Origin of the sequence: Actinomadura spongiicola, from assembly GCF_003432485.1 — a bacterium.
In the GTDB taxonomy this organism is placed as follows: Bacteria; Actinomycetota; Actinomycetes; order Streptosporangiales; family Streptosporangiaceae; genus Spirillospora; species Spirillospora spongiicola.
The window spans coordinates 30,703-55,291 of sequence record NZ_QVNQ01000004.1; the positions used below are offsets into that span (position 1 = coordinate 30,703).

At 71.8% G+C, this 24,589-nt stretch carries 24 protein-coding genes; 8 read left to right on the forward strand and 16 right to left on the reverse strand.

Translation table 11 applies throughout. The features are described from left to right. Position 1 precedes the first annotated feature (1 nt). Positions 2 to 997, forward strand: coding sequence for a zinc-dependent alcohol dehydrogenase family protein (locus D0T12_RS12940; protein WP_117399822.1), 996 nt, complete (start codon positions 2 to 4; stop codon positions 995 to 997). 27 nt (positions 998 to 1,024) lie between these two features. Here D0T12_RS12940 and D0T12_RS12945 read toward each other — a convergent pair whose 3' ends face one another. Both D0T12_RS12945 and D0T12_RS35900 read right to left on the reverse strand, forming a co-directional pair. Beyond that, complete coding sequence (locus D0T12_RS12945) at positions 1,025 to 1,873, reverse strand: class I SAM-dependent methyltransferase (protein WP_117399823.1); 849 nt, start codon at positions 1,871 to 1,873, stop codon at positions 1,025 to 1,027. Between the two features lie 162 nt (positions 1,874 to 2,035). After that, the gene (locus D0T12_RS35900; protein ID WP_199487436.1) at positions 2,036 to 2,197 is read right to left on the reverse strand and encodes a hypothetical protein; all 162 of its coding nucleotides are present in this window, start codon (positions 2,195 to 2,197) and stop codon (positions 2,036 to 2,038) included. Between the two features lie 108 nt (positions 2,198 to 2,305). On the opposite strand from D0T12_RS35900, the gene D0T12_RS12950 reads away from it, so the two are divergent. The 3 genes from D0T12_RS12950 (at position 2,306) to D0T12_RS12960 (ending at position 6,002) form a co-directional block, all read left to right on the forward strand. After that, on the forward strand, positions 2,306 to 2,707 hold the full coding sequence (locus D0T12_RS12950; RefSeq protein WP_233526021.1) for a hypothetical protein: 402 nt from the start codon (positions 2,306 to 2,308) through the stop codon (positions 2,705 to 2,707). 65 nt (positions 2,708 to 2,772) lie between these two features. Next, positions 2,773 to 4,791, forward strand: a complete 2,019-nt coding sequence (locus D0T12_RS12955; RefSeq protein WP_117399825.1) for an MFS transporter — start codon at positions 2,773 to 2,775, stop codon at positions 4,789 to 4,791. A gap of 65 nt (positions 4,792 to 4,856) precedes the next feature. Beyond that, positions 4,857 to 6,002 (forward strand): acetyl-CoA C-acetyltransferase, encoded by a 1,146-nt coding sequence (locus tag D0T12_RS12960; protein WP_117399826.1) that lies wholly within the window; start codon positions 4,857 to 4,859, stop codon positions 6,000 to 6,002. Here D0T12_RS12960 and D0T12_RS12965 read toward each other — a convergent pair. The 9 genes from D0T12_RS12965 to D0T12_RS13005 all read right to left on the reverse strand — a co-directional run bounded on the left by D0T12_RS12965 (position 5,986) and on the right by D0T12_RS13005 (position 12,951). Continuing rightward, entirely contained in the window at positions 5,986 to 6,945 is a 960-nt protein-coding gene (locus tag D0T12_RS12965) for a helix-turn-helix domain-containing protein (protein WP_117399827.1), read from the reverse strand. The two genes, D0T12_RS12960 and D0T12_RS12965, sit on opposite strands and share 17 nt — an antisense overlap. A gap of 60 nt (positions 6,946 to 7,005) precedes the next feature. Next, complete coding sequence (locus D0T12_RS12970) at positions 7,006 to 7,740, reverse strand: SDR family NAD(P)-dependent oxidoreductase (protein WP_117399828.1); 735 nt, start codon at positions 7,738 to 7,740, stop codon at positions 7,006 to 7,008. Beyond that, complete coding sequence (locus tag D0T12_RS12975) at positions 7,737 to 8,753, reverse strand: 2,3-butanediol dehydrogenase (protein WP_117399829.1); 1,017 nt, start codon at positions 8,751 to 8,753, stop codon at positions 7,737 to 7,739. Before D0T12_RS12975 ends, D0T12_RS12970 begins: the two co-directional genes overlap by 4 nt. Further along, positions 8,750 to 10,063, reverse strand: a complete 1,314-nt coding sequence (locus tag D0T12_RS12980) for an MFS transporter (protein WP_117399830.1) — start codon at positions 10,061 to 10,063, stop codon at positions 8,750 to 8,752. Before D0T12_RS12980 ends, D0T12_RS12975 begins: the two co-directional genes overlap by 4 nt. Positions 10,064 to 10,066: 3 nt before the next feature. Further along, positions 10,067 to 10,600 (reverse strand): 2,4'-dihydroxyacetophenone dioxygenase family protein, encoded by a 534-nt coding sequence (locus D0T12_RS12985; protein ID WP_117399831.1) that lies wholly within the window; start codon positions 10,598 to 10,600, stop codon positions 10,067 to 10,069. 141 nt (positions 10,601 to 10,741) lie between these two features. Beyond that, positions 10,742 to 11,245 (reverse strand): SRPBCC family protein, encoded by a 504-nt coding sequence (locus D0T12_RS12990; RefSeq protein ID WP_117399832.1) that lies wholly within the window; start codon positions 11,243 to 11,245, stop codon positions 10,742 to 10,744. Further along, positions 11,242 to 11,610, reverse strand: a complete 369-nt coding sequence (locus D0T12_RS12995) for an ArsR/SmtB family transcription factor (RefSeq protein ID WP_117399833.1) — start codon at positions 11,608 to 11,610, stop codon at positions 11,242 to 11,244. Before D0T12_RS12995 ends, D0T12_RS12990 begins: the two co-directional genes overlap by 4 nt. A gap of 48 nt (positions 11,611 to 11,658) precedes the next feature. Beyond that, on the reverse strand, positions 11,659 to 12,087 hold the full coding sequence (locus tag D0T12_RS13000; protein ID WP_117399834.1) for a MerR family transcriptional regulator: 429 nt from the start codon (positions 12,085 to 12,087) through the stop codon (positions 11,659 to 11,661). A 36-nt stretch (positions 12,088 to 12,123) separates the two neighbouring features. Then, complete coding sequence (locus tag D0T12_RS13005) at positions 12,124 to 12,951, reverse strand: endonuclease/exonuclease/phosphatase family protein (protein WP_117400397.1); 828 nt, start codon at positions 12,949 to 12,951, stop codon at positions 12,124 to 12,126. A 125-nt stretch (positions 12,952 to 13,076) separates the two neighbouring features. Between D0T12_RS13005 and D0T12_RS13010 the strand changes: the two genes are divergently transcribed. After that, positions 13,077 to 13,814, forward strand: coding sequence for a hypothetical protein (locus tag D0T12_RS13010; protein WP_117399835.1), 738 nt, complete (start codon positions 13,077 to 13,079; stop codon positions 13,812 to 13,814). Between the two features lie 189 nt (positions 13,815 to 14,003). Continuing rightward, positions 14,004 to 16,949: a helix-turn-helix transcriptional regulator gene (locus D0T12_RS37150; protein WP_325050786.1), complete on the forward strand. Its 2,946-nt coding sequence runs from the start codon at positions 14,004 to 14,006 to the stop codon at positions 16,947 to 16,949. Between the two features lie 283 nt (positions 16,950 to 17,232). Here the strand turns inward: D0T12_RS37150 and D0T12_RS13020 are convergent, their stop codons facing one another. Together D0T12_RS13020 and D0T12_RS13025 are read right to left on the reverse strand one after the other, a co-directional pair. After that, entirely contained in the window at positions 17,233 to 18,057 is an 825-nt protein-coding gene (locus D0T12_RS13020) for a class I SAM-dependent methyltransferase (protein ID WP_117399837.1), read from the reverse strand. A 130-nt stretch (positions 18,058 to 18,187) separates the two neighbouring features. Then, positions 18,188 to 20,197 carry an acyl-CoA dehydrogenase family protein gene (locus tag D0T12_RS13025; protein ID WP_117399838.1) on the reverse strand — a complete coding sequence of 670 codons (2,010 nt, stop codon included), beginning with the start codon at positions 20,195 to 20,197 and terminating at the stop codon, positions 18,188 to 18,190. A 199-nt stretch (positions 20,198 to 20,396) separates the two neighbouring features. On the opposite strand from D0T12_RS13025, the gene D0T12_RS13030 reads away from it, so the two are divergent. After that, a complete protein-coding gene (locus D0T12_RS13030) occupies positions 20,397 to 21,155 on the forward strand; it encodes an IclR family transcriptional regulator (RefSeq protein WP_117399839.1) in 759 nt (252 codons plus the stop codon). Between the two features lie 75 nt (positions 21,156 to 21,230). Here the strand turns inward: D0T12_RS13030 and D0T12_RS13035 are convergent, their stop codons facing one another. From D0T12_RS13035 to D0T12_RS13045, 3 genes are read right to left on the reverse strand one after another with little or no spacing between them, the layout of a single operon-like run. Continuing rightward, positions 21,231 to 22,283 (reverse strand): ABC transporter permease subunit, encoded by a 1,053-nt coding sequence (locus D0T12_RS13035; protein ID WP_117399840.1) that lies wholly within the window; start codon positions 22,281 to 22,283, stop codon positions 21,231 to 21,233. Continuing rightward, positions 22,280 to 23,161, reverse strand: coding sequence for an ABC transporter ATP-binding protein (locus D0T12_RS13040; RefSeq protein ID WP_117399841.1), 882 nt, complete (start codon positions 23,159 to 23,161; stop codon positions 22,280 to 22,282). Before D0T12_RS13040 ends, D0T12_RS13035 begins: the two co-directional genes overlap by 4 nt. After that, entirely contained in the window at positions 23,158 to 23,562 is a 405-nt protein-coding gene (locus D0T12_RS13045) for a GntR family transcriptional regulator (RefSeq protein ID WP_199487437.1), read from the reverse strand. Before D0T12_RS13045 ends, D0T12_RS13040 begins: the two co-directional genes overlap by 4 nt. A gap of 95 nt (positions 23,563 to 23,657) precedes the next feature. Between D0T12_RS13045 and deoC the strand changes: the two genes are divergently transcribed. After that, a complete protein-coding gene (deoC, locus tag D0T12_RS13050; RefSeq protein WP_233526022.1) occupies positions 23,658 to 24,587 on the forward strand; it encodes a deoxyribose-phosphate aldolase in 930 nt (309 codons plus the stop codon). Positions 24,588 to 24,589: the final 2 nt, after the last annotated feature.

Below are 24,589 nucleotides of genomic sequence, written 5' to 3' on the forward strand. Positions count from 1 at the left end.
CATGCGCGCGTGGGTGGTCGACGAGCCGTCCCCGATCGCTTCGGGCCCGCTGCGGCGCGCCGACCGTGACGTGCCCGCCCCCGGCCCGGGGGAGCTGCTGGTCCGCGTGCTGGCCTGCGGCGTCTGCCGGACCGACCTGCACGTCGCCGAAGGGGACCTGCCCGTCCACCTGCCCGGGGTGACACCGGGACACGAGATCGTCGGCGAGGTCGTCGCCGCGGGCCCCGGCTGCCTGCGCGGCGCCGGCGACCGCGTCGGCGTCGCGTGGCTGCGCGGAACGTGCGGGGCGTGCCGGTTCTGCCGCCGGGGCGCCGAGAACCTGTGCCCCGCGTCCGTCTACACGGGTTGGGACGCGCACGGCGGCTACGCCGAGTACACCCTGGCCGTGGACGCCTACACGTACGCGCTGCCGCCCGAACTCGACGACGTCCGCGCCGCCCCGCTGCTGTGCGCGGGCATCATCGGCTACCGGGCGCTGCGCCGCGCCGAGGTCCCGCCCGGCGGGCGCCTCGGCATCTGGGGTTTCGGCGGCTCCGCCCATCTCGCCGCGCAGATCGCGCTCGCGGAGGGCGCCGACGTGCACGTGTACACCCGCAGCCCCGCCGCCCGTGAACTGGCCCGGGAACTCGGCGCGTCCTGGGCCGGGGACTCCTTCGACCCCGCCCCAGCCCCGCTCGACGCGGCGATCATCTTCGCGCCCGCGGGGGAGCTGGTCCCGGCCGCGTTGGAACGCCTCGACCGCGGCGGGACGTGCGCCGTCGCGGGCATCCATCTGAGCGACGTCCCATCCCTCGACTACCAGCGGCACCTGTTCCAGGAACGCCAGGTCCGGTCGGTGACGGCCAACACCCGCGCGGACGGCGAGGAGTTCCTGACCCTGGCCGCCCGGCTGGACGTCGCCGTCACGACCCACACCTACGCGCTGGACGACGCGGACCGCGCCCTCGCCGACCTCGCCGCCGACCGCTTCACGGGCGCCGCCGTCCTCGTCCCTTGACGGGCCGCCCCGGGGCTCGCCGACCGGTCAGGAGATCGGTTCGGCGGCGACATGCGCCCAGGTCTGGGTGAACCACAGTTCGCCGCCGATGACGCGGGGCTTCGCGCCCGTCCGGGGCCCGCCGTCCACCTCGTCGATGAGGGCGACGCGGATGCGGTCGGCGGTCTCGTCGTCGCAGGCCCCCGCGAGCCACGGTTCCACCGGACGTTCCACGGTGAACACGTCGAGGCGGCGGATGCTCCCACCCGCCGAGGTGATCATCTCGGTGAGCCGGGCGATGGTCGGGGTGCCGGGATGGTCGGGGTCGCGGAGCCGTTCGATGCGGTCCCGGTCCGGTCCGGCGAGGTTGCCGCGGACCAGGTCGGCGATGACGACCCGGCCGCCGGGACGGCACACCCGCAGCAGCTCGCGCAGCACATGATCGGGGTGGCCCAGGTTGTAGAGCGAGAACCGGGCGGTGACGAGGGAGAACGTGTTGTCCCTGTAGGGCAGCGCGGTGGCGTCCGCGCGGATGCGGGCGCCGTCGGGGCCCACCGGATGCCGGACGCGCTCCTCGCGCGTCGTGGCCGCCGGGGAGGCCGGGAGCGCGTCGCCGTCCGCGATGCGGACCGGGCCGGTCCCGAACTCCACGGTGGACATGCGCCGCCGGGACCCGCCCGAAGCGCGGGACGAGGAATCGGTGCCCGCGGGCACGGGCGCGGTGACGGGGGCGGGCATCGCGTCGACGGCGGTCATATGGCGCACCTGCGGGCCGAGCGCCGCGGGCATCGGGCCGCGGCCGCGCGCCACGTCCAGGCAGACGTCGTCGCGGTCGGGTTCGACGAACTCCAGCAGTCGCCTCAGGTGCGGGGCGATCGCGCCGCCGTTCTCCTGCATCGCGGTCGGACTCCCTCGGCTCGGACCGGCTCCGCCGGACGGGGTACCGCTCGGAGGCGCCATCGGGCGTCGAACGGGGCGTGGATCCGGTTTCGTCAGTTATGACTCACCGTCGAGGGCGTAAGTTCGGAATTCTCTGCGGGGTTTCGGTTCGCCGTCCCGTCAGCCCCGCAGATAGTTCCCGTACATGGTCAGGACGACCAGAACGAACACGGTGATCACCGCGACGCGGGTGGGCATCGGCAGGCGGAGCCGCACCGCGGCCCAGCGCACGCAGAACGCGGCGAGGAGTGACACGACGACGAGGGCGAGGATGCCTTCCATGGTCACCTTCCGTCGGGGGGAGTGCCGCCTCCTGGAAACGATAGACGTTGTCGGGCCGGGGTCACCCGCGACTGCGCGGCGGAGGGTCGCCCGGATACCCTCCCCTGCGTGGCAGATGTGAAGGAAACAGACGGCCGGGACGGGCTTGACGGCATGATGACGGCCCTGGCGCGGGCGCGGATCGGGCTCGGCCTCGCGGCGTTCGCGGCCCCTGGGCTGTCCATGCGGGTCACCGGAATCAGCCGTGGTACCGACACCGGCCGCGACCTCATGGTCCGGCTGTACGCCGCCCGGGAGATCGCCCTCGGCGCCGGATACCTGCTCAGCGGCGAGGAAGCCGCGCGCCGCCAGTGGGCGCGCATCGGCCTCGCCGTGGACGCACTCGACGCGTTCAGCGCCCTGCGGACGCGTTCCCGGCTTCCGCTGTGGGTCACCGCGGGTGTCGTCGGCATCGCGGGGACCGCCGCGGGTCTCGGCGCCGCGAAGGCCGCCCACGACGTCCTCGGCTGACGTCCCGCCGCCCGTCACGGGGGCGGCACGGGCGTGCCCGCCGGGTGATCGGGTACGGGCGGGGCATGACGGCTGGGACGGCGCCGGAAGCGGACGAGCGGACCATGCCCCAGGGCAGGGACCTCTACGTTGTGCTCGGGGCGCTGATGCTGGCGATGCTGCTGGCCGCGCTGGACCAGACGATCGTGTCCACGGCGCTGCCGACGATCGTCAGTGATCTTGGCGGCCTGAACCATCTGTCGTGGGTCGTGACGGCGTACCTGCTCGCCGCCACGGCCTCGACGCCGCTGTGGGGCAAGCTCGGCGACCAGTACGGGCGCAAACGGCTGTTCCAGGCGTCCATCGTGATCTTCCTGGTCGGTTCGGCGCTGTGCGGTCTCGCGCGGGACATGACGGAGCTGATCGTCTTCCGTGCCCTCCAGGGCCTCGGCGGCGGCGGGTTGATGGTGCTGGTCGTCGCGATCGTCGGGGACGTGGTGTCGCCCCGCGAACGCGGCCGCTACCAGGGCCTGTTCGGCGCGGTCTTCGGCGTGGCGAGCGTGTGCGGCCCGCTGCTCGGCGGCTGGTTCGTCGACAACCTGTCGTGGCGCTGGGTGTTCTACATCAACCTGCCGATCGGCGTCGTCGCGCTGCTGGTCATCGCGGCGGTGCTGCGCGCGACGGGGGAACGGGAACGGCACCGCATCGACTACCTCGGCACCCTGCTGATCGTCGGCTGGGCCGTCGGCCTCGTCCTGATGACGACCTGGGGCGGGACGACCTACGACTGGCTGTCGGCGCCGATCGTCGGGCTCGCCGCGGGGTCGGTCGCCCTGATCGTGGTGTGGCTGCTGGTCGAACGTCGCGCGGCCGAGCCGATCATGCCGCCGCGGCTGCTGGCGAACTCGGTGTTCGCGCTGGGCGCGGCGATCAGCTTCGCGGTCGGGTTCGCGATGTTCGGCGCGCTGACCTTCCTGCCGATCTTCCTTCAGGTCGTGCACGGCGTGTCGCCGACGCTGTCCGGGGTGTATCTGCTGCCGATGATGCTCGGCATGCTGGTCGCCTCGATCGGCTCCGGCCAGCTGATCACCCACACCGGCCGCTACAAGGTCTTCCCGGTGATCGGGACGCCGCTGATCGCGCTGGCCATGTACCTGTGCTCGCGGCTGGACGAGGACGCGTCCACCGTGACGATGAGCCAGCGGTTCGCGCTGCTCGGCTTCGGGTTGGGCCTGGTGTTGCAGGTCCTCGTGATCGCCGTGCAGAACGCCGTGCCGTACGGCGATCTGGGCTCCGCCACGTCCGGCGTGACGTTCTTCCGGCAGATCGGCGGGTCGTTCGGCGTCGCGGTGTTCGGTTCGATCTTCAGTAACCAGCTCGCCGACCACATCGCGGATCTGGCGCGGGTGCTGCCGCCCGGGTTCAACCCGTCGGCCGTCCAGGGGGATCCCGGCCTGCTCGACAGGTACCCGACCGAGGTGAAGGACGAGGTCCTGCACGCCTACGCGCAGTCGATCGACGCCGTGTTCTTCTGGGCCGTTCCGGTGGCGCTGGTCGCGTTCGTCCTGACGTGGTTCCTGCGTGAGGTTCCGCTGCGGGCCACCTCGCATGCGCGTGACTACGGTGAGGGCTTCGGCGCGGCACCGACCGTCCGTTCGTCCAGGCACGAGATCGAGCGCGCGCTGAGCGAACTCATGCGGAAGGATCCGAAGGCCCGGGAGATGTACGCGCGGCTGAGCAGGCTGGCCGGTGTCGCGCTGCCGCCGGGCAGTGTCTGGGCGCTGTGCCGGATCGCCAAGGACGGAACGGTCACCGGCCGGGCCCTCGCCGAGCGCGCCGGAGTGCCGATCGAGCAGGGCCGCCCGTACGTCGACCGGCTCGTCGACGCAGGCTACGTCCGGCGGGTGAACGGCGCCCTCACCATCACCGACCCGGGGCGGGCCGCCGCCGAGCGTCTCTTCACGGCCCGCCGCAAAGGTCTGGCCCACCACCTGAGCGGATGGTCGCCGGACGAGCACCCGGAGCTCACCGAGGTCCTGCGCGGTCTCGCGGAGGCGTCCCTCGGCGACGAGTCGGACGGGGCGACCTGCCTGCGCGCGATGTAATCTCGAACCGGAACTCACCGAATCTCGCTCGGTCGCGGGACGGAACCGGAGAACTTGGAGGCGCAGTGGCCGAGGCGTACATCGTCGGCGCGGTCCGGACCCCCGTCGGCACCAGGAAGGGCGCCCTGAAGGACGTCCACCCCGCCGACCTCGGGGCCCACGTGCTGAAGGAACTCGTCAACCGCACCGGAGTCGACCCGGCCGCCGTCGAAGACGTGATCATGGGCTGTGTGATGCAGGTCGGCCCGCAGTCCCTCGACATCGCGCGCACGGCGTGGCTGTCGGCCGGGTTGCCCGAGTCGGTGCCCGGCGTGACCATCGACCGGCAGTGCGGGTCGTCCCAGCAGGCGGTCCACTTCGCCGCGCAGGGCGTGCTGTCGGGCACCCAGGACCTCGTGGTCGCGGCCGGGGTCGAGCAGATGGCCATCGTCCCCATGGGCTCGTCCGTCACCATGGCGCTGGAGAAGGGCATGCCGTTCCCGTTCGGCGAGGGCTGGACGGAACGGTACGGCAGGCAGGAGATCTCCCAGTTCCGCGGCGCCGAGCTGATGGCGGAGAAGTGGGACTACGGCCGCGAGGACCTGGAGCGCTACGCCCTGGAGAGCCACCGGCGGGCCGCCAAGGCCATCGAGGCGGGCTACTTCGACCGGGAGATCGCGCCGATCGCCGGGCTGACCCGGGACGAGGGGCCCCGCCCCGACACGTCCCTGGAGAAGATGGCGGGCCTCAAGCCGCTCCGGGACGGCGGCCGGATCACCGCCGCCGTGGCGTCCCAGATCTCGATCGGCGCGTCCGCGCTGCTGCTCGCGTCCGAGGAGGCCGTCAGGCGGCACGGCCTCACCCCGCGCGCCCGCGTCCACACCCTCGCCATGTGCGGATCCGACCCCGTCTACATGCTGACCGGGCCCATCCCCGCGACGGAGAAGGCCCTGGACCGCGCCGGGCTGAAGGTCGGCGACATCGACGTCTTCGAGGTCAACGAGGCGTTCGCGCCCGTCCCGCTGGCCTGGGCCCGTGACACCGGCGCGTCGCTGGAGAAGACCAACCCGAACGGCGGCGCGATCGCGCTCGGCCATCCGCTCGGCGCCACCGGCGGCGTCCTGATGACCAAGCTGCTCCACGAGCTGGAGCGCACCGGCGGCCGCTACGGGCTCCAGACCATGTGCGAGGGCGGCGGCCAGGCCAACGCCACGATCATCGAGCGGCTGTAGCGGCCCGCGTCTCGGTGGGGGTGCGGCCGAACCGGGCGCGGAAGTGGCGCGCGAAGTGCGCCTGGCTGGAGAACCCCCACCGGTAGGCGATGTCGGCGATGGTCGTGTCCGCGGCGCCCGGCCCGGTCAGGTCGTCGTGGGCGCGCTGGAGGCGCCGTTCCAGGATGTGCCGGGACGGCGTGGTGCCCGCCGACTCGAAGATCCGGCCGAGATGCCGGACCGACACCCCCATCACGCCCGCGACCTGGCTCGGGGTGAGGCAGGTGTCGTGCAGGTGCCGTTCGATGTAGTCCTCGGCGACGATGCGCTGGGTCTGGTACGCGGCGGGCGCGGCGCGCCCGCCGGACCGCTCGGTGGCCAGCAGCCTGATCAGGTCGAGGACGGTGTCGCCCGCGCCCGCCGGGTCGCCCCCGCGCGGGTTCTCCAGGACGGAGCGCAGCGCCACGACCAGCTCGCCCTCGCGGGCCGTGCCCCGCCCGAACAGCATCGGTGCCGGGACGCCGCCCGGCATGCACGACTCGGCGAACAGGTCGCGCGGGATGTCGACCAGCAGTTGCCGCATGGACGAGGAGAACCCGAACAGGTACGGCCGCCGCGTGTCGTACACGACCAGGTCACCGGACGTCGCGGACAGACAGCCGTTCTCGTGGAGGAACACCGCCTCGCCCGTGACCAGCAGCGACGCGAACACCGAGTCCTTCGGCGCCGACCGGGCCACCTTCGGGGTGCGTTCGATGGCGTGCGCGTTGCCGCTGATGTCGGCCAGCTCGACGTCCCCGAGCTTGAAGTTGGCCTGCCGTGCCAGCAGGCCCCGGTCCGAGTAGGAGGAACAGGACAGCCCGACCAGCGCTCTGCGGTTGTAGTCCTCCCAGAACTCGATGCGCTCGCGCGGGTCGACGTCCTCCGTGCTCGCCTGGGAGATCATTTGTGCAGGTGCCGGCATGGTGAGCTCCTCCCCGGGTCGGCCGAACCCCCTCATGTGGAGGCTATGCGGTGTTCGACGCTATACGGCCAGGTAACCCCCGTCCACCGGCAGGATGGCCCCGGTGACGTACGACGCGCCGGGCGAGCACAGGAACGCCACCACGGACGCGATCTCCCTCGGCCGCCCGTACCGTCCGGCCGGGATCCGGGCCCGGACCGCCTCCGCCGCGGGCGGGTCGTCCAGCAGGCCGCGTGCCAGCGGCGTGACGACGAACCCGGGCGCGACCGCGTTCACGCGGACGCCGTCGGCGGCGTACTCGGCCGCGAGGGACCGGGTGAGCTGCGAGATCCCGCCCTTGCTCGCGCTGTAGGCGGGACGGTCCCGGCTGCCGGAGAAGGCGAACATCGACGACACGTTGACGATGGCGCCGCCGCGGCGGGCGAGCGCCGGACGGGCCGCCTGGCACGCCACCATCGTCGCGGTCAGGTTGATGTCCAGGACGCGGCGCCAGCGCTCCAGGTCGTACTCGTCGCGGTCGTGGCTGACCCCGGCGCAGTTCACCAGGACGTCCAGCGGGTCCGTCTCCGCGATCAGCTCGGTCAGGCCGCCGCCGTCCAGCACGTCGTGCTCCACGATGCGGACGCCCGCGTGCCGGGGCAGCTCGTTCGCGTCGGCCGGGCGCAGCCCGAGCGCGATGACCTCGGCGCCGAGCTCGGCGAACATCGCCGCGGTCGCGGCCCCGATCCCGGACGTGCCGCCGGTGACGAACGCGCGGCGCCCCGCGAACAGGCCCGGCTCGAATCCCTCGATCATGGCCGCACCAGCACCTTGATCTCCTCCATGGTGTTCATCAGCGTCTCGAACCCGTCGCGGACCACGTCCGGCAGGGCCACGACGGAGGTGACGATGGGCGTGAAGTCCATGCCCTCCTCGGCGACGAGCCGGATCAGCTCGGGATGGCAGTCGCGGTACCCGACCGAGGCGATGATCGACTGCTCGTTGTTGACCAGGGCGAAGGCGTCCACGGAGAACGTGCCGCCGAGGCCGAGCAGCACGACCCGGCCGCCGCGCCGGGTCGCGGCGAGACAGTCGTTCAGGGTCCGCTCGGTGCCGACCGCCTCGAAGGTCAGGTCGGCGACCCCGACGGGCAGCTCACCGGCGTCCACGGTCTCGGTCGCGCCGAGCCGCTCCGCCAGGTCACGGCGGCTCGGCGAAGGATCGCACGCGATCACCCGGCCCGCCCCGTAGCGGACGGCTAGCTGCACGACGAGCAGCCCGATCGGTCCGAGGCCGACGACCGCGACCGTCTCACCGTCCCGGAGCCCGGAGCGACGTACGCCGTGCAGCGCGACCGCCGCCGGCTCGAACACGGCCGCCTGCTTCAGGGAGACCCCGTCCGGCAGCTTGTGCAGCATGTAGGCCGGGACGACGGCCCGTTCCGCCAGGCCGCCGTCGCCCATCAGGCCCGCGAAGCCGAAGTGGTCGCACAGGTTGTACTCACCGGCGAGGCACCGCGCGCAGTGGCCGCAGCGGTAGTGCGGCTCGACCGCGACCCGGTCGCCGGGCGCGAACCCGGTGACGTCCGGGCCGACCGCGGTGACCGTCCCGCTGAACTCGTGCCCGAGCGTCAGCGGCGCGGCCCGCCCCGACTCCGGATGCGGCGTCCCGACCGGGATCGCGTGCGGCCCGTCGGCGTACTCGTGCAGGTCGCTGCCGCAGATCCCGCAGTACGCGACCGTGATCGTGACCTCGCCGGGACCGGGGTCGCGGGACGGAACGTCCTCGACCCTGACGTCCCGGGCCCCATGCCAGACCGCCGCTCTCACGCGTGCACCTCTTTCCGTCGCAGAACGGCCGGGGCCGTCTCACGAAGCCCGAACGACAGCGCCACGACGAGCGCCGCGCCTCCGGCGGCGATGAACATGGCAGCCTCCAGTCCCCAGATGTCGGACGCGCGCCCCGCGACCAGCGGGCCGAGGAAACCCCCGGCCAGCTCGCCCACGCCCATGATCACGCCGAGCGCGGTGGCGAGCGCGGCGCGCGGTACGGTCTCGGCCGGAATCGTCGCCATGAACAGCGTGAAGCAGCCGAGCCCGGTGTAGGTGAAGATCATCAGGGTGCCGAGCAGCACCGGGCTCTCCACGTACACGACGGCGATCGGGCAGAACACCGCCACCGAGGTGAAGCCGATCAGCGCCTTCCGGCGCCCGATCCGGTCGGAGATCCCGGGCGTCGCGAACCCCCACAGCACCCAGGCGACGCCCAGGCACGTCATGACGGCGCTCATCGTCCCCGAGCCCCAGCCCTTCTCGTCCGTCAGGTACTTCGGCGTGAAGGTGATCAGCGTGACGAACCAGGTGAGGTAGCACGGCGCGATCAGCATGCAGAGCACGACGTTGCGCAGGCGCAGCACGTCCCGGATCGGGACCTTCGGAGCCGCCGGAGCGACCTTGACCTTCGCGGAGTCCTGTGCGGAGACCCCCGCGGAAACCTCCTCGGCGACCCCGGACGGGGTCTCCCGCAGACGCGGCGCGCGCTCCAGGACGTACTTCGCGATCAACCCGGCGATGATCAGACCGGGCACGATCGTGACGAAGAACGCCGTCCGCCAGCCGAAGCTGTCGGCGAGCCACACGACCACCACCGGCGCCACGATCCCGCCGAGCAGCCCGGCCGACGAGCCCTGGAGCAGCCCCATGTTGAGGCCGCGCCGTGACTCCCGGGACGCCTCGACCATCAGCGACTGCGCCATCGGCAGCACCGCGCCCTCGGCGGTGCCCATCAGCGCGCGTGCCGCCAGCAGCCCGATGAACCCGGTCATCAGCCCGGACGCCGAGGAGAACAGCGAGAACAGCACGACGGCCGCGATCAGGATCGGCTTGCGCCGTCCCAACCGGTCCGACAGGCTCCCGGCGAACATCCCGGCCAGCGCCCAGGTCAGCGCCAGCACCCCGGACAGGAACCCGAGCTGCGAGTTGGACAGCCCGAAGTCGTCGTCCATGTAGGGCGCGAGGAACGCCAGGGCCTGCCGATCGAAGAACACGAAGCCGAAGGCCAGGAAAAGGATGACCAGCAGCCGGTTCTCGTACCGGTCGGAGGTGGTCGCGGGCTTGGCCCGCGTGAGGAGGTTGGTCATGGTTTAACGGAAGAGCGAGTCGATGTAGTCGGCTCCCAGGCCGACCTTCTCGTAGTGCTTACGGCACATGTCGATGTAGTCGTGGACGTCGAAGAACCCTTCGGCCTCACCGTTCTCGTCCAGCCAGATGAGGGGGCCCTTGACGATGAACAGCGTCTTCATCGGCTCTTCGTCCTCGTAGGCGACGAGCGTGTGGCCCTCTCCGGGCGACTCGTAGACGAAGTCACCGGCGGTGGCCGTCCACGGCCGCTCCAGGTATCCCCACTTGCCGGAGATGGTGTAGGCGAACACCTCGTGCGGGTGGTAGTGCCGGTTGACGAGCCCGGCCTCCTTGGACCGCAGGATGTCGGACCACGTGTTGTCCTTCACGTTGATCCACAGGGGCCGCGACCCGACCGTCTCGGTGAACGGCACGTAGTACCGGTCGTCGTCGGTGGCGACATTCGGGATGTACACCTCCGGCAGGGCGTCCGGCCTCAGCGAGTTCTCGATCGGCTTGAGGTCCTTCCAGAACTCTGAACCAGGGGCTTCCGGCATGTGAACGCTCCTCTCACATCGTGTTGCCGTGAGTGAACCTCCTGCCCGGCCTCCGCGTCTTTCCTGTGGCGGACGCCACGGTTTGCAGATCTCAGACATCGCCCGCGGGACCGGCCCTCGACGGGATCTCGGCGGGCTCCTCTACGGCTCCTCGGCGGTCAGACCCTTGTAGTAGGCGGCCTGCCCCGGATAGTAGTCATCGAAGCTCGGTTCGGGCCCGCCCGAGATCACGGCGGTCAGCCGGTCGAGGTAGTACTCCCAGCCCGGCCCGGTGGTGGAGGCGTCGGTGTCGGGGTCGAGATGGTGGACGAAGGTCAGCGTCGTCTCGCCGTCGGCCTCCGCGAGGTGCGCCTCCAGGTGCCAGCGGCCGTACTCGTCGACGGCCTCGACCTCCAGCCGCCGCGGCGGCTCGCAGGCGATGATCGTCAGGTCGCTCTGCGGCTGCCCCTCCTCGTGGGTCAGCGTGAGCTTCGCCGTGGTGCCGGCGCCCCCTTCGCCGCTCCAGTGCGCGAACCACCGGGCCGTCCGCTCCGGTTCGGTGATGCCGGCCCAGACGTCCTCGATCGCCGCCTTGAACCGGCGTGTCATCCGCAGGTCGCTGCCGGTCGCGGTGGCGAGCAGCCTGCCGGTCGGTGTGGGTGTCATCCCGCGCTCCTCGAATTCTCGGATGGTCCTTCGCTGTCCGGACGTGCGCGCCGGTCGCGCCGAGCGCGGTGCACCTCGGTCTCCAGGGCGTCGAGGCGCCGATCCCACACCTGCCCGCGGACGGTGGCCAGCCACCGGTCGATCTCCGCGAGGGCGCCGAGTTCGGCCCGGTAGTGGCGTTCCCGCCCCACCAGTTCCGCGGTGACCAGGCCCGCCTCGCGCAGCACCCGCAGGTGCCTGCTGACCGCGGGACGGCTGATGTCGGGAAACGCGGCGGCCAGCGCACCGGCGGTGCGCTGGCCGCCGCCGAGCAGCACCACGATCCGCCGGCGCACGGGGTCGGCCACGGCGTCGAACACGTCCATGGCCAAATATGTAACTTATGTGTTACGCGTTTGTCCAGTTCGGGCTTCTCAGTGTCCGTGGACCTCCTCGATGGGCGCCCCTGCCGCCCGCGCCGCGATCACCATGGCGAAGGTCGGGCAGTCGAAGAGGTCCTCGTGCGGGCAGGCCAGGGCATGGGCGACCGCGGTGCGGGCCGTCTGGGCCCTCGCGATGTGCTCGTCCAGCTCGGCGAGTTTGCGTCGGGCCGTGTCCCGCCAGCCGTCGGCGGCGGACGCGTGCGGGCCGAGAAACGCCCTGATGTCGTTCAGCGGGAAACCTACGTCCCGCAACGCCAGGATCGCGCCGACCAGCCCGACCGCCGACGGCGGATACCGCCGCTGCCCCGAGACCCGGTCCGGGGGCGGGAGCAGGCCGAACTCCTCCCAGTAGCGCAGCGCCGAGGTGGCGACACCCGTCCGGCTCGCCAGTTCGCCGATCGTCAAACGCTCGTCCGCCATCGTGGCGTCAAGCGTACGTGAGCCCTTGGGATGACCCTATGAAGAAGCGGGGACCGCCAGCTCGGCGAGCACGGCCGCGTGGTCGGACGGCCAGACCCCGTCGACGGGCCGGTCGCCCACCCGGCGGACGGAGCGGACATGGCCGATCCCACCCGGCCCCGGCGGCCCGACATGGACGTAGTCGATGCGCCCCGCCGGTTCGAGGGTCCGGGCCGCGTAGGGGTTGGCCGGATCCCAGGTGGCGGCGGGCGCCGCCGGGTCTGCGTACTCCCAGGCGTCCAGCAGGACCTGACCGGTGACGGCGGGCGCCGTCCGGTACCCGCCGAACAGCCGCATCTCGTCCGAGTCGGGCAGGGCGTTGTAGTCGCCGGTGACCACGGGAGGGAAGGGGCCGTGGTCCTGGTGGGCCGCGACGAAACCGGCCAGGGCCCTGACCTGGGCGCATCGCACGGCGGACTCGTGCGGCGCGGAGTTGAGGTGCACGGTGAAGAACGGCACCGGGTGGACGGGGGCGTCCACCAGCGCGAACAGGGCCTGATGACCGTCGTCGCGCCCGCCCTCGGTGGGCAGCCGCAGGACGTCGCGGTCGACGATCGGCCACCGGCTGAGGACGGCGTCCCCGACATCGGCGGTCGAGCCGTCGAGCCGGGCGTGCCAGCGGCCGGGACGGTCCGAGGCCGCCCAGGTCCAGTGCATCCCGAGCCGGTCGGCGAGCCACCCGGCCAGGTTCTCCTCGCCGTCGCCCCAGACCTCCTGGAGGCCGACGACGTCGCAATCGAGGCCCGCGAGGGTCGACGCGATCGCCTCCCGGCGCGCCTCCCACGGCCCGAACCGCCACCACACGTTCCAGGTCAGAATTCGCATGTTTCCCCGCTCGCCGCACAGGCCGCCCATCGCGATCATTGTCGCGGAACCTCGGCCCGCGAAAACGATGTTCCGGTAACCAACCGTTGGGTGTGGGGTGGTGCGGGAAGCGGAAGGTCTGCGATGTGGGGGAGTGGTTCTCGCGCGAGATCGCGGACGCCGGACGGCTGCGGCTGTTCTGCTTCTTCGTCGCGTTCATCGCCGGGTTCCTGTTCATCCGGTTCAGCGTCCGGATGATCCGGGCGCAGGTGCGGTGGTGGCCCGGGAACGTCACGCCGGGCGGACATCACGTCCACCACGTGGTGTTCGGGCTGGTGTTCATGTGCGTCGGCGGGGTGGGCGGGCTCGCGATCGAGGAGGACTCGTCGGCGTGGGCGGCGGGGGCCGCGGCCTTGTTCGGGGTGGGCACCGCCCTGGTTCTGGACGAGTTCGCGCTGGTCCTGCATCTGAAGGACGTGTACTGGAGCGAACAGGGCCGGTTGTCGGTCGAAGTGGTCTTCATCACGATCGCGCTCTGCGGCCTGCTGCTCCTCGGGCTGCGGCCCCTCGGGGCGGACGAGGTCGCCGGGGACGGATGGTGGACGATCGCGTTCGCGCTGATCTTCAACCTGTGCGTGGCCGTCGTCGCGCTGCTCAAGGGCAAGATCTGGACGGGCCTCCTCGGGCTGTTCGTCGGGGTGCTGGCCATCGTCGGGGCCGTCCGGCTGGCGCGGCCGGGCTCCCCGTGGGCGCGGCGCCGGTACGCGAAGGGGTCGCGCAAGGAGCGCCGGGCGAAGGCGCGTGAACGCAGGTACCGGCAACCGCTCGAACGGTTCGGGGACCGGGTGAGCGACCTCGTCGCCGGACGGCCCTCCAGGCGGTGAATCTTTTCTGGAAAGACCGCGAACTATTTCCGGGGGTGTAGACGTCTGACTGTGTGGTGGCCGTGGCCATCGGGGGACCACGGCCACCACACGAACCTCACCGGCAGCCGACCGGTCGCGGCGCGCGACCCATGCCGCGCGCCGGGAAATTCAGGTGGGATTGTCTGATCTGTTTGGCATGCTTGGTACGTGAGCGCACGTGCGATGAGTCCTGTCCTGGTCGGGCGGTCGGCGGAGTTGGCGGAGCTGGCGGACGCGCTCGCGACCGCACCGGGGGCCGTGCTCGTCGGCGGTGACGCGGGCCTTGGCAAGACCCGTCTGATCCGCGAGTTCACCGGCGGCGTGCAAGGGGCGAAGGTACTCGTCGGCGGTTGCCTGGAACTCGGCTCGGACGGTCTGCCGTTCGCGCCGTTCACGACCGTCCTGCGGGGCCTGGTCCGCGACATCGGCATCGACGGCGTCGCGGGGCTCGTGCCGCGCGGCGACACAGGCGGCCTCGCCCGGCTGCTGCCCGAGTTCGGGGAGCCCGAGTCCGACGAGGCGTCCGACGAGGAGCGCGCCCGGCTGTTCGAGGTCATGCTCGTGCTGCTGGAACGGCTGGCGGAGCGCGAACCGGTCCTGCTGGTCATCGAGGACGCCCACTGGGCCGACCGGTCCACCCGTGACCTGCTGTCCTTCCTGGTCCGCAACCTCGGCACCGCGCCGGTCCTGATCGTGGTGACCTACCGGACGGACGAACTGCACCGCACCCATCCGCTGCGTCCGCTGCTCGCCGGGCTGGAGCGGGCCGAACGGGTGCGCCGCGTACGGATCGAGCGGCTGTCGCGCACGGAGGTCGCCGCGCTCGTCGCCGAACTGCTCGGCGCGCCGCCGTCCATGAGCCTGGTCGACCGTGTCGCCACCCGCAGCGAGGGCAACCCGCTGTTCATCGAGGCGCTGCTCGACGATGACGGCACGCTCGCGTCCGAGCTGCCCGAATCGCTGCGCGACCTGCTGCTGGCCGGCGTGCAGCGGCTGCCGGAGGAGACCCAGGACGTCCTGCGCGACGCCAGCGGCGGCGGCACCCGGATCGAACACGCGCTGCTGTCGGCCGTGACCGGGCTCGGGGACGCGGCGCTGACCCGGGTGCTGCGCCCGGCGGTCGCCGCGAACGTGCTCGTCGTGGACGGAGACGGCTACGCGTTCCGGCACGCGCTGATCCGCGAGGCCGTCCACGAGGATCTGCTGCCGGGCGAGTACACGCGGCTCCACAAGCGTTACGCGGAGGCCCTGGAGGAGGACCCCGGGCTCGTTCCGGCGGGGCGGCTGTGGGTCGAGCTGAGCCACCACTGGAACGCGGCACACGACAGCACATCGGCGCTGGTCTCGTCCTGGTGCGCCGCCGCCGAGGCCCGCAAGGCCGTCGCCTACGCCGAGTGCCTGGCGATGCTGTCGCGGGTCCTGGAACTGTGGGACCAGGTGCCCGACGCGGGGGAGCGCATCGAGGCCACGCACGTCAAGGTCCTCCAGGACGCGGCGGCGGCCGCGGACCAGGCGGGGGAGTTCGACCGCGGCATCAAGCTCGCCACCGCCGCGCTCCGCGAGCTGGAGGACGACCCCGACCCCGACCCGGAGCGCCGGGCGGGGCTGCTGGAGCTGCGCGGCCGGATGCGCTACCAGATGGCCCGTCCCGGCTTCGTCGAGGACCTGCGCGCCGCGGTGGACGCGCTGCCCACCGACCCGCCGTCCGCGGCGCGGGCGCGGACCCTGGCCACGCTGGGGAACTACGTCCGCATCACCACCCACATCGACGAGGCCCTCAAGGCGGCGGCCGAGTCCCTCGCGACCGCGCGGCGGGTCGGGGACGCCGTCACCGAGGCCGAGGCGCTGATCACCGGGTTCTGCGCCGACATCAAGTACTCGAGCGACGCCCAGCTGCTCCAGGTCCAGGAGACCGTGGAACGCAGTGGCAACCAGCGGGTGCTGCTCCGCTACCACGTGATCAAGTCGCACTTCCTGGAGGGCGCGGGACGCCACGAGGAGGCCGTCGCGGTCGCGGCGCGCGGCAAGGAACTCGCCCGCCAGTACGGGGTGGCGCGGACGCAGGGCACGTTCATGTCCATCAACGAGGCCGAGCCGCTGGTGTCGCTCGGCCGCTGGGACGAGGCACTCGCCGTCCTGAACCACGCCATGGAACAGGACCCGGCGGTGACGACGCGCACGTCGCTGCTCGTCCTGTCCGGCTGGGTGGCGCTGGCGCGCGGCGACCTTGAGACGGCCCGGGCGCGGCTGGTCATGGCCCGGGAGATCCTGAACCTCAAGATGCGGTGGCTGAAGACCCAGGACTACTTCACCATGCTCTGGCTCGAAGCCAACATCGCGCTCGCCGAAGGACGTCCCGAGGCCGCGCTGGACTCGGTCGGGCCCGTCCTCGACCACGGCGGTCTCCCGGACGACGCCCGCTACGCCTGGCCCGCGCTGATCGCCGGTGCGTCGGCCTGCGCGGAACTGGCCGCCGCCACTCCCGCCGGCGCGCCCGGCGCGCTCGACGCGTCGGCCGCCTGGCTGCGGCGGATCGAGGAGCGCGCGAACGGGCTTCGCAACAGCGGGCCGCTCCAACTGGCCTACAGCCTGACGTTCGCCGCCGAGCTGGGCCGTGCCCGCGGCGTGCTCGACCGGGCCGCGTGGGACGAGGCCGCTGCGGCGTGGGAGCGGCTCGGCAACCCGTACTACCGGGCGCGGGCCCTGTACCGCGCGGCAGAAGCTGCGCTGGTGGGCGGCGACCACGACGCGGCCGCCGACCGGCTGGGCGCCGCGGCGGAGCTGGCCCGCGAACTCGGCGCCGCGCCGCTCGCCGAACAGGTGGCCGACCTGCTGCGCCGCACCCGGTCCCCGCGCCGGAGCGACACGACCGCGCCACTCGGCCTGACGCCCCGCGAGTACGAGGTGCTGCGGCTGGTCGCGGAGGGACGCAGCAACCGCGACATCGCCGAGGCGCTGTTCATCTCGGTGAAGACGGCCAGCGTGCACGTCTCCAACATCCTCGGGAAGCTGGACGTGACGAGCCGCGGCGAGGCCGCCGCGAAGGCGCACCGGCTGGCGCTGTTCCGTTCCGGGTTCGAGCCCGGCACGGCCGGTACCCGGGTGGGTGCCTGATCCGTGCCTGATCCGGCGGCGGGGATCTCCCCTCCCAGGACCCCCGCCTCCGAACCGTCGGACCACACGGGAACTACGTGGCCGGCCGTCGCGGCCCCGGCCCGCGGAAGCAGGCGGTGCTTCGCCGCCTGGAGAGGCGTCCCGGGACCGTTCCGGCCACTACACAGTGTCGCGGCACGGAGGCCCCGAAGCGGCGGACGACATACCGATCGGCGGACGGAATTTGGTGACGGCGCTTGACCGTGCGCGGTTACCGGTCTCCGTGAACCATGGTCGTCGCAGGTCAGCGCGGTACGCGGGCGACGCAGAAGACCGTCTGGCCGAACGGCGGCCGGACGAACCGTTCGATGACGCGGGTCAGCGGCACGACCGTCCGGTCGTAGATCTTGACGAGCTTCGGGTCCGGGTAGCCCGCGCCGCCGCGACGGACCGCGAACCACCAGGCGATGCCGCCGAGGAAGTTGATCGGCTTGAGCACCTCGGGAACGAGACCCGCCGCGCGGACGGTCTCCTCCAGCGTCGCCGGGGTGTACCGGGTGACATGGCCGACCTTGCGGTCGAAGTCCCCGTAGAGCTGCATGTAGCCGGGAACCCAGATCACGATCCGGCCGCCGGGCTGGGTGACGGCGGCGAGGTCCCGCAGTGCTTGCGCGTCGTCCTTGATGTGCTCCAGGACGTTCATCATCACGACGGTGTCGACCTTCTGCCGGATCTCGATGTCCGCGGGCAGTGCCAGGTCGATGACCTCGACGTCGTCGTTGCCCTCGTAGCGTTTGCGCAGCTCACCGACGCAGTACGGGTCGTTGTCGCTGACGACGAGGTAGTCGAGGCGTCCGGCGAACTGCTCGGAGAAGTGCCCGAGCCCGGAGCCGACCTCCAGCATGGACCGCCCGACGTGCGGCGCGACGGTGTCGTACTCGTACTTGCGGTAGTTGCGGGCCTCGTCCCCGCCCAGATGGTTCTCCAGCGCCCCTTCTCCGGCGGCGGGCTGGACCACGTCCCCGTCCGGCTCGGGCCCCCCCGGCTCCGGCTCGCGCCGTTTCTGGCGGCTGCCGACGAGGTTGAGGAGGGTTCCGGCGATGGACTTCTTCTGACCAGGTGACTGCATACTTCCCGCTCGCTCGGTGCGTTGGCGTTCGGCTTCCGGGACCTTTGATCTCCGGCACGAAGGTGCGCCAGTCTACCGCCGCGTAGACCCTCGCCAGTGACGCCCGACACGAGTGCTCGGCACGGGCGGGTCAGCCGACGGTGCGGTGGACGTCCTCCCGCTCGCTCGGCCCCGGTTCGGACGACGCGATCCACGGACCGGGGATGGACGCGTCGAGAACGCCGTCCTCCACCCAGGCGAACTCCCCCGCGAGCACGGCCCGCGCGAGTTTCACGTCCATCGCGTCGGTGTTGCGCCACAGCCCGTCGAACAGCTCCTCGACGCGGACGCGCGCCTGGCGGCAGAACGCGTCGGCGAGCAGCACGGCCGACTCACCGGGGTGGGGCGTGCTGGTGCTGACCGGCGGGCCCGCCTCGGACGCGTCGGCGTGGGCGCGGACGCACACCGCGCTCATCGCGAACAGCTCGGCGCCGATGTCGACCATCCGGCCGAGGAACCCCTGCCGGCGTTCGAGGCCGCCCTGCCAGCGTCCCGCCGCGTAGAAGATCGACCGGGCGAGCTTGCGGGACGCGCGTTCGACGTACCGCACGTGCTTGGCGAGCGGCCCGAACTCGCCGTACGAGGTCGGGCGATGCCCCGCGCCGGTGACCAGCGTCGGCAGCCAGCGCGCGTAGAAGCCGCCGGCCTTCATCGCCGCCCGCGCCTTCTGCGCGGCGGTCGCGTCCGGGTCGATGATGTCGCCTGCCACCGACAGGTGCGCGTCCACCGCCTCCCGCGCGATCAGCAGATGCATGATCTCCGTGGAGCCCTCGAAGATCCGGTTGATGCGCAGGTCGCGCAGCAACTGCTCGGCGGGCACCCCGCGCTCGCCGCGCGCCGCGAGGGACTCGGCGGTCTCGTAGCCGCGTCCGCCGCGCAACTGGACCAGCTCGTCGGCGACCCGGTAAGCCATCTCCGACGACCACAGCTTCGCCAGCGCGGCCTCGATGCGGATGTCGTTGCGTTCGTCGTCGGCGAGCTGGCCGGACAGGTCCAGCATCGCCTCCATCGCGTACGCGGTCGCCGCGATGAACGCGACCTTCCTGGACACGGCCTCGTGCTCGCCGACCGGCCGCCCCCACTGCACCCGCTCCCGCGACCACTCCCGCGCGATCTTGGCGGCCCACTTCCCGGCGGACGCGCAGGTCGCGGGCAGCGAGAGCCGCCCGGTGTTGAGCGTGGTCAAGGCGATCTTCAGGCCCGCGCCCTCCGCGCCGATCAGGGCGGACCCCGGCACGCGGACGTCATGGAAGCGGGTGACGCCGTTCTCGATGCCGCGCAGCCCCATGAACGCGTTGCGGTTCTCGACGGTGATACCGGGCGTGGACATGTCGACGACGAACGCGGAGATGCCGCCGCGGTGGCCCGGCGACTTCGGGACGCGCGCCATGACGACGACGAGGTCGGCGACGACGCCGTTGGTCGTCCACAGCTTGACGCCGTTCAGGACGTAGTCGTCGCCGTCGGGGACGGCGGTGGCGCGCAGCCGGGCCGGGTCCGAGCCGACGTCGGGCTCGGTGAGCAGGAACGCGCTGATCTCGGTGGCGCAGCGCGGCAGCCACAGGTCCTTCTGCTCGCGCGTCCCGAACAGCTTGACCGGCTGCGGGACGCCGATGGACTGGTGCGCCGACAGCAGCGCGGCGATCGCGGGGCTGGCGGACGCCACGACCATCAGGGCGCGGCCGTAGTAGAGCTGGCTCAGCCCGAGCCCGCCGTACTTCTCCGGGATCTTCATGCCGAGCGCGCCGAGGGCCCGCAGCCCGGTGATGACGTCGTCCGGGATGCGCGACTCCCGCTCGATCGCCGTCCCGTCGATCTTCGAGGCGCAGAACTCGGTGAGGGCGGCGAGGAACTCCTCGCCCTTGCGGCGCGACTCCTCGTCAGGCCGGGGATGGGGGTGGACGAGGTCGAGGCGCAGGTCACCGAGGAACAGTTGCCGCCCGAAGCTGGGCAGCCGCCATTCGGTCTCGCGCGCCTCCTCGGCGACCTTCCGCGCCGTCCGCTCGTCGACGTGCCCGCGGCCCTGTTCCGGCTGCGTCTGCCGTCCGGTCCGCCGGTGGGTCTGCCGCCGGGTCTGCTGTGCCCGCTCCGTCTGGCTCATGCGCGCTCCTTGTGGGAGACATGCCCGTTTCCCGCAGTTACTCCCCAGTTGTACTGCCGAGTAGTCCTGGTCATGAGCACGGCTTTTCCCAAGTCCGGATCCGGAAACCCCGCCCGGAGTCGCGCCGGAAATGATGCAATGGGCTCAACCGTCACCGAAGGCCTTGATACGACCGGGCCAGAGGGGTTCGCTGTGCGTGATGAGTGAGATACGCAGGCCCACTCTTATCGCCTCGGTGCAGCGTGCTCTGCGTCTCATGGAGGCGGTGGCGGCGCATCCGAACGGAGCGCCCGCCAAGCGGCTCGCCCGCGAGGCCGATCTTCCGCTCGCCACGACCTACCATCTGCTGCGCACCCTCGCCCACGAGGGCTACGCGGCCCGGCTGTCGGACGGCGTGTGGGTCCTCGGCGAGCGCATCGGGGCCCTGCACGGGCAAAGCCGGAGGCAACGGCTGCTCGCGAGCATTCGCCCCGCCCTTGCGTCCCTGCGGGACGAACTGGGCGCCGCCAGCTACTTCTCCATGCTCCAGGACGACGAGATCCGCCTGATCGACATCGCCGACGGCCCCCGCACCCCACGCGTGGACCTGTGGGTCGGCTTCGAGGACGCCGCGCACGCCACCGCCATCGGCAAATGCGTGCTCAGCCAGTTCGACGACGACGGCCGTCGCGACTACCTGTCCCGGCATCCGCTGGTCGACCTGACCCCGAACACCATCACCGAACCGGGACGGCTGCTCCGCTCGCTCGAACCCTGCGGCGGGCTGCTGTTCGACCGCGAGGAGTACGCCCTCGGCACCGGCTGCGCCGCCGTCCCGGTCACCGACGCCACCGGCACCGTCGTCGGCGCCCTCGCCATCTCGTGCCCACCCGGCAGGCTCCCCCGGATCGCGGGATCGGCGCACCGGCTGCGCGCGACCGCCGAACGACTCGAACGCGCCCTCACCCTGACCCCCTGACCCTGCCCCCTGACCCGCTGGATCACCGCGCTCCCTGGCCCTCGCCCCCGTCGGTGGAGAGGGCCAGGACGGTGGTCAGGAAAGGCGGCGGCGCGTCCAGTAGAAGCAGAGGCCCGTCAGCCCCAGGGCCAGCACCACGAACAGACCGGTCTCGGCCCACTGGAGCGGCCAGAAACGATCGGCCGGATGGTAGGCCACCTTCTGCTTGTAGCCCTTCTTGGCGAGGTCGTCGAAGCACGCCTGCGACGGACCCTCCGGAGGCTCGCCGTCCGGACCCGGTGGCGGCGGCGCGCACGGGGCCCCGGCGGCGACGGAGACGGGTAGCCGGCCGACCTTCTTCCCGGACGAGTCGACCGTCTCGTTCGTGAACGTCCAGGCCCTCGGTTCCGGCTCCACCTCGACCTGGAGGAACGCCTTGTCACCCTCCTCCCGCATCATCATCATCTCCCCGTGGTTCTCGGACGTGATCGCCACGATCTTGCTCTCGGCCGGGATGATGTTGGGACGGATCCACATCGGCACCGCGACCTGGAGGCCGACGAAGACGGCCAACGTGATCGCCATGGCCGGCAGCGTCCTGCGGACGATAACACCGACGGTGACGCCGAGCGCGAACGCGAACGCCGCGTAGCCGATCGGGACGATGCCGCGCGAGAGGAAGACCAGCGGCGTGATCCGCGAGATGTCGTCGCTGGCGGCCTTGTCGATGGGATCGGACCACCAGTCCGCGGCCAGTGCCGCGAGCCCGGCGGCGACCATGGCGGCCACGCCGACGACGGCGAGCTTGACGGCCAGCCAGCGGGTCCGCGTGATGCTCTGGTTCCAGACGAGCCGGTGCGTGCCCTGCTCGATCTCGCGGGTGATCAGTGGCGCGCCCCAGAAGATCCCGATGAGGCCGGGCAGGAACGCGACGATGAGGATCACCGCGCCGAAGGCCATCTCGTGGTCCTCGAAGAACCGCCGGGTGAACCGCGAGCAGTCACCCTGCGCGGTGCAGGAGGCGAACCCGCTGTTGAACTCGTCCGCCATGCCGGGGCCGGTGATCGCGAGAGCGGCGCAGAGGACCGCGAGCCCGCCGAACACCACCGCGGCCTGGACGCGGAACTGCCGTAGCGTCAGCCAGATCATCGAACGGCCTCCAGCGTGGAACGGGTGGGTGTGTCGCTCATGTAGGCGAGGACGAGGTCTTCCAGCCCGACCTGGCCGACCGTCCACGCGGGGTCGTGGATCGCGCCTTCCGACCGGACGATGAGGGTGCTCTGCCGGTCGGTGTGGCTCTCCGACACGACCTGCTGGTCACCGGGCAGCGTGGCCGGGTCGCGGCGCGGGCCCGTCAGGCGGTGGTGGGTCGCGAGCAGGTCGTCGACGTCCCCGGCCACCCTGACCCGGGAGTCCACGAGCACGACCAGGTAGTCGCACGTCCGCTCCAGGTCGGACACCAGGTGGGACGACAGCACGACGCTGAGGGAGTGCTCGACCGCCGCCTCCATCAGATGCTGGAGGAACTCGCGGCGGGCCAGCGGGTCGAGCGCGGCGACCGGCTCGTCGAGGATCAGCAGCTCGGGCCGCTTCGCGATGCCGAGCGTGAGGGCGAGCTGGGCCCGCTGCCCGCCGGACAGCTTCCCGGCCCGGCGCGCGGGGTCGAGCCCGAGCCGCTCCAGGCGCTCACGGGCGATCGCGTCGTCCCAGCCCGGGTTCAGCCGCGCGCCGAGCCGGAGATGGTCGGCGACGCTCAACCCGGCGTAGGTGGGCGTGTCCTGCGCGACGAATCCGACCCTGGCGAGTTGGCCCGGTCCGTCGGCGGGACGCCCGCCCAGCACGCGGATGCTGCCCGCGCTGGGGGCGAGCTGCCCGACGGCGAGGTTCAGCAGGGTCGTCTTCCCGGCTCCGTTCGGCCCGACGAGGCCGATGACCCGTCCGGCCGGAAGGTCGAGCGTGCAGTCCGACAGCGCCCACCGCTTCCCGTACTTCTTGCCCAGCCCGCGGGCCTCCAGAGCGGCGGTCATGCTATGTCCTCCTGGCGGGCGGACCGAAATGTGGTCATGAACAGCGCCTCGATGCTCTCGTCGTCCATTCCGGCCATCCGCGCCTTGACGAGCCAGCGCTCCAGGTCCTTGCGCAGCGGGCCGTGCGCGGCGAGCGAGTCGCCCGCGAGGGTGCGCGTCACGAAGGTGCCGACCCCGGGCCGGGGCTCGACGAGACCCTCCCGCTCCAGCTCCCGGTACGCCTTCAGGACGGTGTTGGGGTTGATGGCGAGCTGCGCGACCACGTCCTTGACGGTCGGCAACTGGTCGCCCTCGTGCAGCAGGTCGAGCCGCAGGGCGTGCTTCACCTGCCGGACGATCTGCATGTACGGCGATACCCCCGACCCGGAGTCCAGATGGAACTCGATCACCGGCACCTCCATTGAACTATCATGTTAGTACTTTAGCTGTATGGCACTGTCGGATGTCAACGACCATTCGCTTTGTGCGTACCGCCCGGTTCGGCGATGCTGGGGAGGTGTCAACGGAGACTCTGAACGGCGCCGCCGAGTTGCGCGCCTTCCTGCGCGGGCTGCCCGGCGTCGACCGGGTGGGAGCCGAGGAGCGGGCCGCGCGGCTCGCGTCCCGGTCGATCAAGACCACGGCGAAGGCCGAGGCCATCGACCTAGCGATCTCGATGGTGGACCTGACCACGCTGGAAGGCGCGGACACGCCGGGGAAGGTGCGGGCCCTGTGCGCCAAGGCGGCCCGTCCCGACCCCTCGGACGGGACGGTGCCCAAGGTCGCGGCCGTGTGCGTGTACTCGGACCTGGTGGACGTCGCCGTCCGGGCCCTCGCGGGCACCGGCATCGGGGTGGCGAGCGTCGCGACCTCGTTCCCGTCCGGCCGGGCCCCGCTGGAGGCCAAGCTCGCCGACACGCGGGCGGCGGTCGCGGCGGGCGCCGCCGAGATCGACATGGTGATCGACCGGGGCGCCTTCCTCGCCGGCGACCTCGGGAAGGTGTTCGACGAGATCACGGCCGTCAAGGAGGCGTGCGGCACGGCCCACCTCAAGGTCATCCTGGAGACGGGCGAGTTGGCCACGCTCGACAACGTCCGGCGCGCGTCATGGCTGGCGATGCGGGCCGGAGCCGACTTCATCAAGACCTCGACGGGCAAGGTCTCCCCGGCGGCGACGCTGCCCGTCACGCTCGTGATGCTGGAGGCCGTCCGCGACTACCGGGCCGCCACCGGACGGCAGGTCGGCGTCAAACCGGCGGGCGGCATCCGCACCACCAAGGACGCCGTCCGGTACCTGGTGCTGGTGAACGAGACCGCCGGGCCCGACTGGCTGACGCCGGAATGGTTCCGGCTCGGCGCGTCCAGCCTGCTGAACGACCTGCTCATGCAGCGCCGCAAACTGTCCACCGGCGTCTACTCCGGTCCCGACTACTTCACGTTGGACTGACC

Coding starts and splice junctions, on each gene's coding strand:
- D0T12_RS12995 (WP_117399833.1), bottom strand. CDS start 11,610: ATGGACGTGTTCGACGCCGTGGCCGACCCCGTGCGCCGGCGGATCGTG.
- D0T12_RS13035 (WP_117399840.1), bottom strand. CDS start 22,283: ATGATCTGGCTGACGCTACGGCAGTTCCGCGTCCAGGCCGCGGTGGTG.
- D0T12_RS13005 (WP_117400397.1), bottom strand. CDS start 12,951: ATGCGAATTCTGACCTGGAACGTGTGGTGGCGGTTCGGGCCGTGGGAG.
- D0T12_RS12990 (WP_117399832.1), bottom strand. CDS start 11,245: ATGACACCCACACCGACCGGCAGGCTGCTCGCCACCGCGACCGGCAGC.
- D0T12_RS13025 (WP_117399838.1), bottom strand. CDS start 20,197: ATGAGCCAGACGGAGCGGGCACAGCAGACCCGGCGGCAGACCCACCGG.
- D0T12_RS13020 (WP_117399837.1), bottom strand. CDS start 18,057: ATGCAGTCACCTGGTCAGAAGAAGTCCATCGCCGGAACCCTCCTCAAC.
- D0T12_RS13000 (WP_117399834.1), bottom strand. CDS start 12,087: ATGGCGGACGAGCGTTTGACGATCGGCGAACTGGCGAGCCGGACGGGT.
- D0T12_RS12970 (WP_117399828.1), bottom strand. CDS start 7,740: ATGATCGAGGGATTCGAGCCGGGCCTGTTCGCGGGGCGCCGCGCGTTC.
- D0T12_RS12955 (WP_117399825.1), top strand. CDS start 2,773: ATGACGGCTGGGACGGCGCCGGAAGCGGACGAGCGGACCATGCCCCAG.
- D0T12_RS35900 (WP_199487436.1), bottom strand. CDS start 2,197: ATGGAAGGCATCCTCGCCCTCGTCGTCGTGTCACTCCTCGCCGCGTTC.
- D0T12_RS13040 (WP_117399841.1), bottom strand. CDS start 23,161: ATGACCGCCGCTCTGGAGGCCCGCGGGCTGGGCAAGAAGTACGGGAAG.
- D0T12_RS13045 (WP_199487437.1), bottom strand. CDS start 23,562: ATGGAGGTGCCGGTGATCGAGTTCCATCTGGACTCCGGGTCGGGGGTA.
- D0T12_RS13030 (WP_117399839.1), top strand. CDS start 20,397: ATGAGTGAGATACGCAGGCCCACTCTTATCGCCTCGGTGCAGCGTGCT.
- D0T12_RS12945 (WP_117399823.1), bottom strand. CDS start 1,873: ATGCAGGAGAACGGCGGCGCGATCGCCCCGCACCTGAGGCGACTGCTG.
- D0T12_RS12980 (WP_117399830.1), bottom strand. CDS start 10,063: ATGACCAACCTCCTCACGCGGGCCAAGCCCGCGACCACCTCCGACCGG.
- D0T12_RS12940 (WP_117399822.1), top strand. CDS start 2: ATGCGCGCGTGGGTGGTCGACGAGCCGTCCCCGATCGCTTCGGGCCCG.
- D0T12_RS12985 (WP_117399831.1), bottom strand. CDS start 10,600: ATGCCGGAAGCCCCTGGTTCAGAGTTCTGGAAGGACCTCAAGCCGATC.
- D0T12_RS12965 (WP_117399827.1), bottom strand. CDS start 6,945: ATGCCGGCACCTGCACAAATGATCTCCCAGGCGAGCACGGAGGACGTC.